This window comes from Blautia obeum ATCC 29174, assembly GCF_025147765.1.
Taxonomy (GTDB): Bacteria; Bacillota; Clostridia; order Lachnospirales; family Lachnospiraceae; genus Blautia_A; species Blautia_A obeum.
The window spans coordinates 83,654-98,925 of the sequence record NZ_CP102265.1; the positions used below are offsets into that span (position 1 = coordinate 83,654).

The following is a 15,272-nucleotide window of genomic DNA, read 5'->3' on the forward strand; positions in this document are numbered from 1 at the left end:
AATAAAAAAACAGTAATATAATGTGATACATGAACAAAACACAGAGGCGTGTGACAAAATAACACAAGGAGGTCTTCCTGTATATGGATTTACAAAAGCATTTGGTTCTTTTGCACAGGGAAGTATTGTAGGTATTCCGAATCAGGTTATTCTGACAATTATTTTGTTTATTATCTTTATCTATGCATTAGCTAAGACGACATTAGGACGTTATCTGTATGGTGTTGGCGGTAACGAAGAAGCATCTCGTCTTTCAGGTATTGGTGTAACAAAGATTAAGCTGATGGCATACGGACTCAGTGGATTCCTCGCCGGAATCGCTGGTCTGGTACTGTTATCAAGAACAAGTTCCGGACAGCCATCTGCAGGTTCCGGATATGAAATGGATGCAATCACAGCTGTAGTACTTGGTGGTGTTTCTCTGAATGGTGGAGAAGGTAAATTACATATGGTTGTTATTGGTATGCTGATCATGGGTGTACTGACAACTGGTATGATCATGTGTGGTATTAACGATTATGTACAGCAGTTTGTAAAAGGTATCGTACTGATCCTTGCAGTTGCATATTCTGAAATCTCCAAAAAGATCAGAAGCAGAATGATCGTAACGGAATAAGAAGTTAATCTTGTATAGTTTTATATGACTGAATAAAAATATCTCTGGCTGTGTGGTCAGAGATATTTTTTGTTGATTGACCTTAGTATAAAATACATGATAAAATAAAAAGTAAAGCAAAATTTTGCAGAGAACGAGTCGATAGTTATAAATGAGGAAAGAGAGTGAATGCATGGCATATAGTTTCAGTGGACGTGTCCGCTACAGTGAAATTGGAGAAAATGGATTATTGACACTGCCGGGAATCCTGAATTATTTTCAGGACTGCAGTACCTTTCAGTCAGAGGAAGTCGGACTTGGAATCGATATTTTGAAGGAATGGAAACGTATCTGGGTATTGTCGGCATGGCAGGTGGTTGTAGATCGTTATCCATATATGGGAGAACGAATCAAAACATCTACCTGGGCATATGGATTCCGTGGATTTATGGGACTGCGTAACTTTACCATGGAGACAGAGGGCGGGGAACGCCTGGCGTATGCCAATACTTTCTGGACTTATATTGATGCGGAAAACGGACTGCCAGTCCGTCTGGAAGCGAAAGATACAGATGCTTACAGAGGAAAAGACGGGAAGATGGAATCGAAACTGGATATGGAATATGCACCGCGTAAAATTGTACTTCCGGAAGATTATGAGCAGCAGGATTCTTTTGCTGTGCAGAAACATCATCTGGATACGAACCATCATGTAAATAACTGTCAGTATGTACAGATGGCAATGGATTATCTGCCGGAGAATTTCAAGATACATCAGATGCGTGCGGAATATAAGCAGCAGGCGAGACTGAATGATGTGATCTGTCCGGCAAGAGCAGTAGATGAAAATAAAACAACAGTTCTTCTGAATGATCAGAAGGGTGAACCGTATGCAGTTGTTGAGTTTAAATAAAATTGGAGGAAAAATATGATCGAATTAGGAAAGAAACAGACGTTACTGATTGTGAAGTCCGTAGAGTTTGGCGTATATCTTGCAGAAGATATGAATGCAGATACAAAGCATCAGGTACTTTTGCCGGCAAAACAGGTTCCGGCAGGGACAAAAGCAGGAGATAAACTGGAAGTTTTTATTTATAAAGATTCTCAGGATCGTCTGATCGCGACAACAAATGAACCACTTCTTATGGTGGGGCAGGCAGGACTTCTGAAAGTAAAACAGGTAACAAGAATCGGAGCATTTCTTGACTGGGGACTGGAAAAAGATCTTTTGCTTCCATATCATGAGCAGACAACTCGTATCTTTGAGGGGCAGGAATGTCTGGTAGCTGTTTATGTGGATAAAAGCAGCCGTCTCTGTGCAACTATGAAAGTTTATCCTTACCTGTCCAAAGAAACACCTTATAAAGAAGGTGACCAGGTAAAAGGCCGTGTATACCAGATCAGCGAGAATTTTGGAGTATTTGTTGCAGTCGATAATAAATATTCTGCACTGATCCCTGCAAGAGAAGCAAAAGGTAAATATCGTCCTGGTACTGTTCTTGACCTGCGTGTGACCAGAGTCAAAGAAGATGGAAAGATGGATGTCAGTGACCGTCAGGAAGCATATCTTCAGATCAACGAAGATGCGGAAAATGTTCTGGAGATCATTGAAGAATTTGCAGGAGTACTTCCTTTTGATGACAAGGCTTCACCGGAAGTGATCCGCAGAGAATTTGGCTTAAGCAAAAATGCATTTAAGCGTGCAGTCGGACATCTTCTTAAAGAAGGAAAAATTCAGATCAAGGACCGCAGGATCTATCTGGTGAAATAACAGGTAAAGGATGAGAGTATGAACTTTACACATCTTCATGTCCATACAGAATACAGTCTTCTGGATGGTTCGAATAAAATAAAAGAATATGTGGACCGTGTCAAGGAACTTGGCATGGACAGTGCGGCTATTACGGACCATGGTGTGATGTACGGCGTGATCGATTTTTACCGTGCGGCAAGAGCTGCGGGAATCAATCCGATCCTGGGCTGTGAGGTGTATGTTGCGCCGGGCTCCCGCTTTGACCGTGAAGCAGGAAGTGGAGAAGACCGTTATTACCATCTGGTTCTTCTGGCAGAGAACAACCAGGGTTACAGTAATTTGATGAAGATCGTTTCCAAGGGATTTGTGGAAGGATTTTATTATAAACCGCGTGTGGATCTGCAGCTTCTGGAGAAATATCATGAGGGAATCATTGCGTTGAGTGCGTGTCTTGCAGGTGAAGTGGCAAGATTCCTTACAAGAGGTATGTATGAAGATGCAAAAGCGGCCGCACTTCGGTACCAGGATATCTTTGGAAAAGGAAATTTTTTCCTGGAATTACAGGATCATGGCATTCCGGAACAGCAGAATGTAAACCAGCAGCTTCTTAAGATGCACCGTGAGACCGGAATTGATCTGGTTGCAACAAATGACGTACATTATACCCTTGCAGAGGATGCCCAGCCACATGATGTCCTGCTCTGCCTGCAGACCGGTAAGAAACTGGCAGATCAGGATCGTATGCGTTATGAGGGCGGTCAGTATTATGTAAAATCTCCGGAAGAGATGGAACGTCTTTTTCCATATGCGACAGAAGCATTGGAAAATACACATAAGATTGCACAGCGCTGTCATGTAGAGATTGAATTCGGTGTAACCAAGCTGCCGAAATTTGGCGTTCCGGACGGATATACTTCCTGGGAGTACTTAAATGAGCTTTGCTTCAAAGGACTGGAAGAACGTTATCAGCCAGTGACCGAGGAACTGAAAGAGAGGCTGAATTATGAACTGACGACGATCAAGAACATGGGATACGTTGACTATTTCCTGATCGTGTGGGATTTTATCAAATATGCCCGTGATCATGATATCATGGTCGGACCGGGACGTGGATCTGCAGCGGGAAGCCTGGTTGCATATACACTGGGCATCACACAGCTTGATCCAATTCGTTATGATCTGCTGTTCGAGCGTTTCCTCAACCCGGAACGAGTATCCATGCCGGATATTGACGTTGACTTCTGCTTTGAACGAAGACAGGAAGTTATTGATTACGTCAGAAGAAAATATGGCGATGACTGTGTCGTTCAGATCGTTACGTTTGGTACACTGGCAGCGCGAGGCGTTATCCGGGATGTCGGACGTGTGATGGATCTGCCTTATGCGCAGGTGGATACGATCGCCAAAATGATTCCACAGGAGCTGAATATCACGATTGACAAAGCTCTGCAGATGAATCCGGAATTTAAGAAGGTATATGAAGAGGATAAAGAAATCCATGAACTGATCGATACAGCGAAACGTCTGGAAGGATTGCCACGCCATACTTCCATGCATGCAGCAGGTGTTGTGATCAGTCAGAAGGATGTTTCAGAATATGTACCGCTTTCCAGAGCATCGGATGGTTCGATCGTTACCCAGTTTACAATGACAACTCTGGAAGAACTGGGACTTCTGAAAATGGACTTTTTGGGACTTCGTACACTGACAGTTATCCAGAATGCGGTACATCTGGTAGAACAGGACACAGGTGTGAAGCTGGATATGCAGCATATCGATTATAATGATAAAAAAGTCCTGGATTCTCTTGGAACAGGCCATTCAGATGGTGTGTTCCAGCTGGAAAGTGCAGGAATGAAGAACTTCATGAAGGAACTGAAACCACAGAGTCTGGAGGATGTGATCGCGGGAATTTCCCTGTATCGTCCGGGGCCGATGGATTTTATTCCGCAGTATATCCGGGGAAAAAATCGCCCGGATACGATCAAATATGACTGCCCGCAGCTGGAGCCGATCCTGAAACCGACATATGGATGCATCGTGTATCAGGAGCAGGTTATGCAGATCGTGCGTAATCTGGCAGGTTATACTCTTGGACGAAGCGACTTGGTACGTCGTGCGATGTCCAAGAAAAAAGCGGCTGTTATGGAGAAGGAGCGCCAGAACTTTGTTTATGGAAACGAAGCGGAAGGCGTACCAGGCTGTATTGCCAATGGAATTCCGGAGCAGACGGCAAATAAGATTTATGACGATATGATCGATTTTGCAAAATACGCATTTAATAAGTCTCATGCGGCAGCGTATGCTGTAGTTTCTTATCAGACGGCATTTCTGAAATATTATTATCCGGTCGAATTCATGGCTGCTCTTATGACATCTGTGATTGAAATGCCGATCAAAGTAGCTGAGTATATTCAGGTATGCAGGAAGATGAATATTAAGATCCTGCCGCCGGATGTAAACCGTGGAGCATATGGATTCTCAGTTGATAATGGCGCAATCCGTTATGGCCTTTCTGCAATCAAGAGCGTTGGACGCCCGGTGATCAATGCCCTGGTGGAAGAGAGGGAGGCAAACGGAGAATATCGATCACTGAAGGATTTTATCGAGAGACTGACCGGTACGGTAAATAAACGTGCGATTGAGAACTTTATCAAAGCTGGAGCACTGGACTGTCTGGAGGGAAACCGCCGGCAGAAAATGGTTGTTTACAGTCAGATCGTGGACAGCATCGCGCAGGAGAAGAAGAATTCTTTTGCAGGACAGATGAGTCTGTTTGATCTGGTTGGTGAAGAAGATAAAAAAGATTATGAGATCCGGATGCCGGATGTGGAAGAATATGATAAGGATATGATCCTTGGTTTTGAAAAAGATGTTCTTGGAATCTATCTGAGTGGACATCCTCTGGAGAAATACCGGAATATTATGGAAAAGATGATCTCAGCGAGAACGATTGATTTCCAGCCGGATGAAGAATCTGGTATCCCAAAGGTTTATGACGGACAGAAAGTAATTATCGGTGGAATGATTACCGAAAAGACGATTAAATACACCAGAAACAATAAAGTGATGGCGTTCCTGACGTTAGAAGACCTGATGGGAACTGTGGAGATCGTTGTATTCCCGAGAGATTATGAGAAATGGCAGACGTTGATCAATGAAGATGCGCGAGTCTTTATCCAGGGACGTGTCAATGCAGAAGATGATAAGCCGAGTAAGCTAATTCTGGAAAAAGTACGCGCTTTTGATGATATACCACGAGAAATCTGGATTCAGTTTAAAGACCGTGAGGATTATGCACAGAAAGAGCAGGAACTTCTGAACTATCTGAGAGGTTCAGTGGGAACTTCTGCGGTAGTAATCTACCTCAAAGATGTGAAGGCGATAAAACGTCTTCCGGCAGGATACCATGTGCAGATCAGCGATTTTCTGTTAGAAGAATTAAAGAAAAAATATGGTGATTCCAACGTTAAAGTTGTGGAAAGAGTATTGAAAAACTTCTAAAAATGCTTTACACTATACAACGAATATGTGTAGAACAGATAACAAGGTTTCCTATTATATGCAAGCTATAAGAGGAAATCTGGAGATGGAGGAATGAATCATGGCAGAGAAACAGATAAAAACCATCGGTGTACTTACAAGTGGCGGTGACGCGCCGGGAATGAACGCTGCGATCCGTGCTGTTGTAAGACGAGGACTGAGCAGCGGACTGAATGTAAAAGGTATTTATAAAGGATACAATGGTCTTCTTAATGAAGAAATCGTTGATATGACTGCCAGAGACGTATCAGATACGATCGAACGCGGTGGTACAATTCTTTATACAGCAAGATGTGCAGAATTCCGTACACCGGAAGGACAGCAGCGTGGTGCAGAAATCTGTAAGAAACATGGAATCGACGGACTGGTAGTTATCGGTGGAGACGGTTCTTTTGCAGGTGCACAGAAGCTGGCAAATCTTGGAATCAATACAATCGGTGTTCCGGGAACAATTGACCTGGACATTGCCTGCACAGAGTATACAATCGGATTTGACACAGCAGTAAATACAGCAATGGAGGCAATTGATAAAGTTCGTGATACTTCCACATCTCACGAAAGATGTAGTATTATCGAGGTTATGGGACGTAATGCAGGATACCTTGCTATGTGGTGTGGTATCGCTAACGGAGCAGAGGATGTCCTGATTCCTGAGAAATATGATTATGATGAGCAGAAGCTGATCAACAACATCATCGCAAGCCGTAAAGCAGGAAAGAAACACCATATCATCGTAAATGCAGAGGGTATCGGTCATTCTGAGGCTATGGCAAGACGTATTGAAGCAGCTACAGGTATTGAGACACGTGCTACAATTCTTGGTCACATGCAGCGTGGTGGTAACCCGACATGTAAGGACCGTGTATATGCATCTATGATGGGCGCACTTGCAGTAGACCTTCTTGTACAGGGCAAATCCTGCCGAGTTGTTGGATATCGTCATGGTGAATTCATGGACTTCGATATTAACGAAGCACTTGCTATGCAGAAAGATGTATCCCCATATATGTGGGAAGTATGTAACTCTCTTTCTCATAACTACAAAAAATAAAAATACGACGTTTTTACAGCGGAGGCCACCGTTAGGCGGCCTCCGTTCTGGATTAAAGGAGTAGCTGTATGATTTCCAGTGCACAGAATACACAGGTCAAAAATATAATAAAGCTGAATCAGAAGGCAAAGGCAAGACGAGAGCAGGGACTGTTTATCGCAGAGGGAAGAAAGATGTTTCTCGAAGCTCCGGATGACTGGATCGAGAAGATTTATGTGGCAGAATCAATGCTCGAAGATGAAGAAGTAATGAAAAAGGTACGGAGATTTTCCTGGGATGCAGTTGAGAACGGTGTGTTCAGGCAGATGTGTGATACACAGACGCCACAGGGAATCCTTACCGTACTCCGACAGCCTTCTTACGAACTGGAAGATCTTCTGAAAGAGGAAAAACCACTTCTTATGGTTTTGGAGGATCTGCAGGATCCCGGAAATGCAGGGACGATCATCCGAACCGGAGAAGGCGCCGGAGTGAGTGGGGTTTTCCTGACAAAAACCTGTGTGGATATTACAAACCCAAAGGTAATTCGTGCAACGATGGGATCTGTTTACAGAATTCCTTTTTTCTATGTGGAAGATGTGGTATCATTAAAACAGAAACTTCAGGGAAGAGGAATTCGCTTTTTGGCCGCACATTTACAGGGTAAAAACTCATATGACAGGGAATCCTATGAGGACGGAACTGCGTTTCTGATCGGAAACGAAGGAAAGGGCCTTACAGACCAGGCAGCGGATGCAGCAGACTGTCTGATCCGGATCCCGATGTGCGGGCAGGTGGAATCCCTTAATGCAGCTATGGCGGCCGGAATACTCATGTATGAGGCGGCAAGGCAGAGGAGGGGATAAGATGGAACCTTTAATGTGGCTGATCGTGTTGGCGGTCTTTCTTGTGATCGAGGCAATCACGGTAGGACTGACTACGATCTGGTTTGCAGGAGGCGCACTGGTCGCAGCGATTGCGTCAGGCGCAGGTGCAGGTATACTGGTGCAGTGGATCCTGTTTTTAGTCATTTCACTGGTCCTGCTGATTTTTACAAGACCACTGGCAGTTCGATATATGAATAAGGGTGTGCCAAAGACCAATGTAAACAGCCTGATCGGAGAAAAAGCTGTTGTGATTCAGAAGATCAATAATCTGGAGCAGACAGGGCAGGTCCGTATCAATGATATTGAATGGATGGCGAGAACATCTTCTGATGAAGTAACGATTCCGGAACAGACAGTTGTAACAATTGAAGCTGTTCAGGGAGTAAAACTGATTGTGAAAGAAGAAAAGGAGGGTAAGTAACATGGCAGGAATTATTATTTTTATAGTACTCATCGTACTTGTACTCTGGATCCTGGCATCCTGTATCCGTATTGTGCCACAGGCATATGCAATCGTTGTAGAACGTCTTGGTGCATACAAAGAAACATGGAACACAGGTATTCATTTCAAAACACCATTTATTGACCGTGTGGCAAGAAGAGTCAATCTGAAAGAGCAGGTTGTGGATTTTCCACCACAGCCGGTTATTACCAAAGATAACGTAACAATGCAGATCGATACTGTTGTGTTTTTCCAGATTACAGATCCAAAGCTTTTTGCATATGGTGTGGAAAATCCGATCATGGCAATCGAAAATCTGTCAGCGACAACCCTTAGAAACATCATCGGTGACATGGAACTGGATGAAACGCTGACTTCTCGTGAAGTTATCAACACTAAGATGCGTGCATCCCTGGATGTGGCAACAGATCCGTGGGGAATCAAAGTAAATCGTGTGGAACTGAAAAATATTATTCCGCCGGCAGCAATCCAGGAAGCTATGGAGAAACAGATGAAGGCTGAGCGTGAAAGACGTGAAGCAATTCTCCGCGCAGAAGGTGAGAAAAAATCTACGATCCTTGTTGCAGAAGGTAAAAAAGAATCTGCAATCCTCGATGCGGAAGCTGAGAAACAGGCTGCGATTCTGAAAGCAGAAGCGCAGAAAGAACGTATGATCAAAGAGGCTGAAGGACAGGCAGAGGCAGTTCTGAAAGTTCAGAAAGCTAATGCAGAAGGTATCCGTATGATCCGTGAAGCCGGGGCAGATCAGGCAGTACTTACACTGAAGAGCCTGGAAGCATTTGGAAAGGCAGCAGATGGTAAGGCTACCAAGATCATTATCCCGTCTGAGATCCAGGGACTGGCAGGACTTGCATCATCTCTGAAAGAGATCGTTGTTGAGGATAAGAAAACAGAAGAATAATTTTTTCTAAAGAAACACGAAAAAAGAGGAGTAACTGTTATGAACTTAAAAGGACGCAATTTTCTTACGCTGAAAGACTTTACACCAGAAGAGATCACCTACATGATCGATCTCGCTGCTGAATTAAAAGCAAAGAAAAAAGCAGGAGAGCTTCATGAATATTATAAAGGCAAAAACATTGCCCTGATCTTTGAGAAAACAAGCACCAGAACACGTTGCGCATTTGAAGTAGCTGCTCATGATCTTGGAATGGGCAGTACATATCTGGATCCGACCGGTTCTCAGATCGGCAAGAAAGAAAGTATTGCCGATACCGCAAGAGTTCTTGGAAGAATGTATGAAGGAATCGAATACAGAGGATTTGGACAGGATATTGTTGAAGAACTGGCCAAATATGCAGGCGTTCCGGTATGGAACGGACTGACAAACGAATATCATCCGACACAGATGCTGGCAGACATGCTGACCATCCGTGAGCATTTTGGAGATCTCAAGGGCCGCCGTCTGGTATACATGGGAGATGCCCGTTATAACATGGGTAACTCACTGATGATCGCATGCTCCAAGCTTGGAATGCATTTTGTAGCATGCACAACAAAGAAATACTTCCCGAATCAGGAACTTGTAGATCTGTGCAGGACTTATGCAGAGGCTTCCGGTGGAAGTGTGACTCTGACAGAAGATGTACAGACAGGAACAAAAGATGCAGATGTAATCTATACAGATGTATGGGTATCTATGGGTGAGCCGGATGAAGTATGGGAAGAGCGTATCAAAGACCTGACACCATACAAAGTAACTGCTGATGTTATGAAAAATGCAGGGGAAAAAGCAATCTTCCTTCACTGTCTGCCAGCATTCCATGATCTCAAGACAAAGATTGGCAAGGAAATGGGAGAACGTTTCAACCTGACAGATATGGAAGTGACAGATGAAGTATTTGAATCTGCACAGTCTCATGTATTTGATGAAGCAGAAAACCGTATGCATACGATCAAAGCAGTTATGGTGGCAACTCTTGGAGAGCCGGAGAACAAATGATAACTACAATCTATAATGAAGAAACAATTTCAAAAGAGATAAACACAAAATGGGCGGGCAAAACCGTCCATTTTGCAAAGGAAACAGATTCCACAAATGAGTGGTGCAAGCGCATGTCAAAAGAAAATGCGGAACACGGAACACTGGCAGTTGCAGAATTTCAGTCTGCCGGTAAGGGAAGGCTGGGACGTAAATGGATGGCACCGGAGGGAAGTTCAGTGATGATGTCCATTCTTCTGAAACCGGAATTTGAACCGCAATATGCGTCTATGCTGACACTTGTAATGGGATTGAGCGTAGCGCAGGCAGTGTGCGAGCTTGGTGTGGAAGTTTCTATCAAATGGCCGAATGATGTGGTCGTTTCCCACAAGAAAATCTGCGGAATACTGACAGAAATGGGAGTGCAGGATGGAAAGATCCGAGAAGTGGTGATCGGTGTCGGACTGAATGTAAATCTGAAAGAAATTCAGGATGAACTGAAAGACAAAGCGACCTCTCTGTACCTGGAAACGGGAAAAACATACGACAGAAACCGTCTGATCGGGCTTGTTATGGAGAAATTTGAAATCAATTATGAGAAATTTGTCCAAACCTGCGATCTTTCCATGATGCTGGATGATTATAACATGCTGCTGGCAAATAAGAGCCAGCCGGTCCGCGTTCTGGATAAGATCAGCCCGTATGAAGGCGTGGCTCTGGAAATCGATAAAGATGGAGCACTTCTGGTGCGTGTGCAGAGCGGAGAGATTCGTAAAGTGTGCTCCGGAGAAGTGTCTGTAAGAGGATTGTACAGCTATATTTAAGTTGCTGCGGACAGGAACATATTTAACAAAGGAGTTTTTATATGTATCAGGAAAATGTTGTGCTCTGCGGTGCAAGCGCTTATGAGCAGAAATATTATTTTAATCAGGATTTTGATTCTCTTCCGGAATCGATCAAACAGGAACTGCATATCATGTGTGTCCTTTATACCGAAGATATCGGCGGAATCCTGACACTGGAGTTTGATGATAATGGCAGTCTGCAGTTCAAAACAGAGGCACTGGATTCCGATGCCATGTATGATGATATTGGAAGTGTTCTTAAGATCAAACAGCTGCAGACCGAAAAAAGAGAACTTCTGCAGTCTCTGGAAATGTATTATAAGGTATTTTTCCTTGGTGAGACCATCGAAGATGATGGCGAAATGATAGGTAAGGAAAGCTGATCTATGGAAACACTTATGAAAATGAAGTGGAAAATTGGTTCTGTAGAGATCGAGAATCCTTTTATTCTGGCACCAATGGCTGGAGTTACGGATCTTCCATTCCGTATTCTCTGCAAGGAGCAGGGGGCAGGTCTGTTGTGCACAGAGATGGTCAGTGCAAAGGCGATTTCTTTTCATAATAAAAATACAATCTCTCTTATGCAGATCGATCCGGTGGAGCATCCGGTTTCCATGCAGATTTTTGGAAGTGAGCCGGATCTGATGGCAGAAGTTGCAAAAAGTATCGAAGAACAGCCATTTGATATCCTGGATATCAATATGGGCTGCCCGGTCCCGAAGGTAGTCAACAACGGAGAGGGGTCTGCATTGCTTAAAAATCCGGAACTGATCCGGGAAATTGTGACAAAAGTTTCTCGTGCGGTGAAGAAACCGGTAACGGCGAAGATTCGTATTGGTTTTGAGGGATATCCGGTAGATCCGGTGGAGATTGCAAAGATCATTGAGGATTCCGGTGCAGCTGCAGTTGCGGTCCACGGAAGAACAAGACAGCAGTATTATGCAGGCGAAGCGGACTGGGATACGATCCGCAGGATCAAAGAAGCGGTATCTATTCCAGTCATTGGAAACGGGGATGTGGATTCTCCAAAGAAAGCAGAAGCACTGGTGCGTGAGACAGGCTGTGATGGGATCATGATTGGTCGCGCAGTGAGAGGAAATCCATGGATCTTCCGTGAGATGAACCATTATTTTACTACGGGAGAGCTGCTTCCGCGTCCATCTTGGGAAGAAATCAGAGAGATGATTCTTCGTCATGCAAGAATGCAGATCGAACTGAAAGGTGAATTTACCGGAATCCGTGAAATGCGTAAGCATATTGCATGGTATACTTCAGGAATGAGACATAGTGCAGGGCTGCGCAGAGATTCTAATCTGGTCAGCAGCTATGAAGAATTGGAAAAGCTGCTGGATGTTACTGTTCAGAGATAAAACAAGGAAAATTACAGAAGCTGGGAATTCGCGGTTAATCGCGGAATTCCGGCTTTTTTGGTTCTTGACAAGGTATACAGATTTGGGTATAATACAGAAATTGTGAATATCCTAGAATAAGTCTGCCTGTTTTGAGGTATGATGTTTTGAGAAGTTATGTAGACAGCAATTATTCCGGGAATGTATATCCAATAAATATCCGGCTATTTTGAAAGGGTGTAAGGATTATGGAAGAAAAGAAGAATTTATTAACATATGCAGGTCTTAAAAAACTGGAAGATGAGCTGCATGATTTAAAAGTAGTAAAAAGAAAAGAAGTTGCAGGTAAGATCAAAGAAGCAAGAGAACAGGGTGACCTTTCTGAGAATGCTGAATATGATGCAGCAAAAGATGAGCAGAGAGACATCGAAGCAAGAATCGAAGAAATCGAAAAAATCCTTAAAAATGCAGAAGTCGTTGTAGAAGATGAAGTAGATCTTGATAAGATCAACGTTGGATGCAAGGTTAAAGTACATGACTATGAATTCGATGAAGATATGGAATTAAAGATCGTTGGTTCTACAGAAGCGAACAGCCTGGAAGGTAAGATCTCCAATGAATCTCCAGTAGGAAAAGCTCTGATCGGTGCACATACAGGAGATGTTGTTGATGTAGAAATGCCAATGGGAATCATGAAATACAAGGTTCTGGAGATCCAGAGAAACGTTTAAATAAGTCAAAAAACAGAAGGAGGCCAACAAAGTGGCAGAGCAGAAGAAGCAGGATACAAACCAGCTGCTGAAGGTTCGTCGTGAGAAGCTTGCAGATTTGCAGGCAAATGGCAAGGACCCGTTTCAGATCACAAAATTTGACCAGACACATCACTCACTTGAGGTAAAGAATCTCTATGAAGCGCATGAGGCAGAGATCTTAAAAGACCACAAGACTCCAGATGTAGAAGGTCTTGATGAAGCACAGGCAAGAGAAGTCCTCAAACAGGACTATGAAGAAAGAAGAAAAATCATGGATGCGAACCCGATCCACGTAGCAATCGCCGGTCGTATGATGTTCAAACGTGTCATGGGCAAAGCTTCTTTCTGTAATATTCAGGATCTGCAGGGTAATATTCAGGTCTATGTGGCAAGAGATGCAATCGGAGAAGAATCCTATGCAGATTTCAAAAAATCTGATATCGGTGATATTTTCGGTCTGGAAGGCTTTGCTTTCAGAACAAGAACAGGCGAAATCTCTATCCATGCTGAAAAAATGACTATGCTGACAAAGAGTTTACAGATCCTTCCGGAGAAATTCCACGGACTGACTGACACAGATACCCGTTATCGTCAGAGATATGTAGACCTTATCATGAATCAGGACAGCAAGAATGTATTTATCAAACGTTCCCAGATCCTCAAAGAGATCCGTAACTTCCTTGCAGGACGTGACTTCATGGAAGTCGAAACTCCAATGCTGGTTTCCAACGCCGGCGGTGCAGCTGCAAGGCCGTTTGAGACACATTACAATGCACTGAACGAAGACGTTAAACTTCGTATCTCTCTGGAGCTTTATCTGAAGAGACTGATCGTTGGTGGACTTGAAAGAGTTTACGAGATTGGCCGTGTATTCCGTAACGAGGGTGTTGATACACGTCACAACCCGGAATTCACTCTGATGGAGCTTTACCAGGCATACACAGATTATGAGGGAATGATGGAACTGACAGAGTCCATGTTCCGTTATCTGGCAGAAAAAGTGTGCGGATCCACTAAGATTTCTTATAATGGTGTGGAAATCGACCTTGGTAAGCCGTTCGCCAGAATGACAATGAACGAAGCAATTAAGAAATATGCAGGAATCGACTTTGATGAAGTAGCAGATGATGAGGCAGCTAAAAAGCTTGCTGACGAGCATCATATTGAATATGAGGCACACCACAAGAAGGGTGATATCATCAACCTGTTCTTCGAGGAGTACTGTGAGAAAGAACTGATCCAGCCTACATTTATCATGGATCATCCGATCGAAATTTCTCCGCTGACCAAGAAGAAACCTTCTGATCCGAGCAAGGTAGAGCGTTTCGAGCTCTTCTGTAATACATGGGAAATGTGTAACGCATATTCCGAGCTGAATGACCCGATCGACCAGAGAGAGCGTTTCAAAGCACAGGATGCTCTTGCTGACGCCGGTGATGAGGAAGCAAACCACACAGATGAAGACTTCCTGAACGCACTGGAGATTGGTATGCCGCCTACAGGTGGTATCGGATATGGAATCGACCGTCTGGTTATGCTTCTTACAGACAGCCAGGCAATCAGAGACGTACTGCTGTTCCCGACAATGAAGTCACAGGGTGCTGCTAAGAACGAAGCAAACAATGCAGCACAGGAAACAAAGCCAGTTGAGAAGATTGATTTTTCCAAAGTAAAAGTTGAGCCATTATTCGAAGAAATGGTTGATTTTGATACTTTCAGCAAGTCAGATTTCAGAGCTGTAAAGGTAAAAGCATGTGAAGCAGTTAAGAAATCCAAGAAGCTGTTACAGTTCACTCTGGACGATGGAACAGGCACAGATCGTACCATTTTAAGCGGTATTCACGCTTATTATGAGCCAGAAGAATTGGTTGGAAAAACACTGATCGCTATCACAAACCTGCCACCAAGAGCTATGATGGGAATTGATTCTTGTGGAATGTTACTTAGTGCAATCCATGAGGAAGAGGGCGAAGAAAAACTTCATCTTCTGATGGTTGATGACCATATTCCAGCAGGTGCGAAGTTATACTAAAAATCAAAAAATGTGTTTGTAAAAGTTGCATACTACAACAAAAGTACAACAAATTTTTGTTGTATAATACGTGATAACACTTGATATTACGTTGTTGTGCTT

At 43.6% G+C, this 15,272-nt stretch carries 14 protein-coding genes; all 14 read left to right on the forward strand.

Annotated elements, in window-relative coordinates; genetic code table 11:
- The first annotated feature begins 22 nt into the window (after positions 1–22).
- The 14 genes from NQ503_RS00380 (at position 23) to lysS (ending at position 15,170) form a co-directional block, all read left to right on the forward strand.
- The gene (locus tag NQ503_RS00380; protein WP_049940336.1) at positions 23–616 is read left to right on the forward strand and encodes an ABC transporter permease; all 594 of its coding nucleotides are present in this window, start codon (positions 23–25) and stop codon (positions 614–616) included.
- Between the two features lie 172 nt (positions 617–788).
- A complete protein-coding gene (locus NQ503_RS00385; RefSeq protein ID WP_022388477.1) occupies positions 789–1,508 on the forward strand; it encodes an acyl-[acyl-carrier-protein] thioesterase in 720 nt (239 codons plus the stop codon).
- Between the two features lie 15 nt (positions 1,509–1,523).
- Positions 1,524–2,366: a CvfB family protein gene (locus NQ503_RS00390; protein ID WP_005421509.1), complete on the forward strand. Its 843-nt coding sequence runs from the start codon at positions 1,524–1,526 to the stop codon at positions 2,364–2,366.
- An 18-nt stretch (positions 2,367–2,384) separates the two neighbouring features.
- A complete protein-coding gene (locus tag NQ503_RS00395) occupies positions 2,385–5,852 on the forward strand; it encodes a DNA polymerase III subunit alpha (protein ID WP_005421511.1) in 3,468 nt (1,155 codons plus the stop codon).
- 100 nt (positions 5,853–5,952) lie between these two features.
- Positions 5,953–6,942 carry a 6-phosphofructokinase gene (pfkA, locus tag NQ503_RS00400; protein ID WP_005421513.1) on the forward strand — a complete coding sequence of 330 codons (990 nt, stop codon included), beginning with the start codon at positions 5,953–5,955 and terminating at the stop codon, positions 6,940–6,942.
- Between the two features lie 68 nt (positions 6,943–7,010).
- The gene (locus NQ503_RS00405) at positions 7,011–7,787 is read left to right on the forward strand and encodes a TrmH family RNA methyltransferase (protein ID WP_005421520.1); all 777 of its coding nucleotides are present in this window, start codon (positions 7,011–7,013) and stop codon (positions 7,785–7,787) included.
- Position 7,788: 1 nt separating this feature from the next.
- Positions 7,789–8,229, forward strand: coding sequence for an NfeD family protein (locus tag NQ503_RS00410; RefSeq protein ID WP_005421522.1), 441 nt, complete (start codon positions 7,789–7,791; stop codon positions 8,227–8,229).
- 1 nt (position 8,230) lies between these two features.
- On the forward strand, positions 8,231–9,172 hold the full coding sequence (locus tag NQ503_RS00415) for an SPFH domain-containing protein (RefSeq protein WP_005421527.1): 942 nt from the start codon (positions 8,231–8,233) through the stop codon (positions 9,170–9,172).
- Positions 9,173–9,211: 39 nt separating this feature from the next.
- A complete protein-coding gene (argF, locus tag NQ503_RS00420; protein ID WP_005421529.1) occupies positions 9,212–10,213 on the forward strand; it encodes an ornithine carbamoyltransferase in 1,002 nt (333 codons plus the stop codon).
- A complete protein-coding gene (locus tag NQ503_RS00425; RefSeq protein WP_005421531.1) occupies positions 10,210–11,016 on the forward strand; it encodes a biotin--[acetyl-CoA-carboxylase] ligase in 807 nt (268 codons plus the stop codon). The genes argF and NQ503_RS00425 overlap by 4 nt, the downstream gene beginning before the upstream one ends.
- Positions 11,017–11,057: 41 nt before the next feature.
- A complete protein-coding gene (locus NQ503_RS00430; RefSeq protein WP_022387804.1) occupies positions 11,058–11,420 on the forward strand; it encodes a DUF6145 family protein in 363 nt (120 codons plus the stop codon).
- 21 nt (positions 11,421–11,441) lie between these two features.
- Entirely contained in the window at positions 11,442–12,407 is a 966-nt protein-coding gene (gene dusB, locus NQ503_RS00435; RefSeq protein ID WP_044924615.1) for a tRNA dihydrouridine synthase DusB, read from the forward strand.
- A gap of 227 nt (positions 12,408–12,634) precedes the next feature.
- Complete coding sequence (greA, locus tag NQ503_RS00440) at positions 12,635–13,117, forward strand: transcription elongation factor GreA (protein WP_005421536.1); 483 nt, start codon at positions 12,635–12,637, stop codon at positions 13,115–13,117.
- A gap of 31 nt (positions 13,118–13,148) precedes the next feature.
- On the forward strand, positions 13,149–15,170 hold the full coding sequence (lysS, locus tag NQ503_RS00445; RefSeq protein ID WP_044924544.1) for a lysine--tRNA ligase: 2,022 nt from the start codon (positions 13,149–13,151) through the stop codon (positions 15,168–15,170).
- Positions 15,171–15,272 lie beyond the last annotated feature (102 nt).